This window comes from Paenibacillus phytorum (assembly GCF_013141715.1).
In the GTDB taxonomy this organism is placed as follows: Bacteria; Bacillota; Bacilli; order Paenibacillales; family NBRC-103111; genus Paenibacillus_E; species Paenibacillus_E phytorum.
Genome location: NZ_WHOA01000212.1, coordinates 1 through 772, shown reverse-complemented (window position 1 = coordinate 772; position 772 = coordinate 1). Strand labels below are relative to the sequence as shown.

The following is a 772-nucleotide window of genomic DNA, read 5'->3' as shown; positions in this document are numbered from 1 at the left end:
ACTGTTTTCCCTGATAGCTCAGTTGGTAGAGCACTCGACTGTTAATCGAGTTGTCACAGGTTCGAGTCCTGTTCGGGGAGTCTAAACCCCAAAAAGTGAAGAGATGCTCCGATGAGTATGTCGATTACTTTTTGGGGACCCCATAAATACTTGGAGAAGTGTCCGAGCGGCCGAAGGAGCACGAGGTTCATACCCGTAAGGTCGGGGGTTCGAGCCCCTCTGCTAAGGGGTTAGACTGCGTAAGTGGTGCGAGGGTTCGAATCCCTCTCTCTCCGTCGGTAAATTTTTAAGTTTGGCCCGTTGGTCAAGTGGTTAAGACACCTCCCTTTCACGGAGGTAACAGGGGTTCGAGTCCCCTACGGGTCACCATTTTTATTCCTAAGGAGGCTTAGCTCAGCTGGGAGAGCATCTGCCTTACAAGCAGAGGGTCGGCGGTTCGATCCCGTCAGCCTCCACCATTTTATACAAGCTTTCAATGACGCGGGGTGGAGCAGCCCGGTAGCTCGTCGGGCTCATAACCCGAAGGTCGCAGGTTCAAATCCTGCCCCCGCAACCAACTTCTTTTTGAAGTTCATAATGAATACGGAGCTGTGGTGTAGTGGCCTAACATGCCTGCCTGTCACGCAGGAGACCGCGGGTTCGAATCCCGTCAGCTCCGCCATTTTTGCAAATCAAGTAAGGCTCGGTAGCTCAGTCGGTAGAGCAGAGGACTGAAAATCCTCGTGTCGGCGGTTCGATTCCGTCCCGAGCCACCATTTTTACAAACTTAATA

The 772-nt window shown here is 52.5% G+C and carries 6 tRNA genes; all 6 read left to right on the top strand.

Features of this window, described 5'->3' with window-relative positions:
- Window positions 1–7 precede the first annotated feature (7 nt).
- Window positions 8–80, top strand: a tRNA-Asn gene (locus GC098_RS30075).
- A gap of 214 nt (window positions 81–294) precedes the next feature.
- Window positions 295–369 (top strand) — tRNA-Glu (locus tag GC098_RS30070).
- Window positions 370–382: 13 nt separating this feature from the next.
- A tRNA-Val gene (locus GC098_RS30065) sits at window positions 383–458 on the top strand.
- Window positions 459–479: 21 nt separating this feature from the next.
- Window positions 480–556 (top strand) — tRNA-Met (locus GC098_RS30060).
- A gap of 28 nt (window positions 557–584) precedes the next feature.
- Window positions 585–661, top strand: a tRNA-Asp gene (locus GC098_RS30055).
- 18 nt (window positions 662–679) lie between these two features.
- Window positions 680–755, top strand: a tRNA-Phe gene (locus GC098_RS30050).
- The last annotated feature ends 17 nt before the right edge of the window (window positions 756–772 follow it).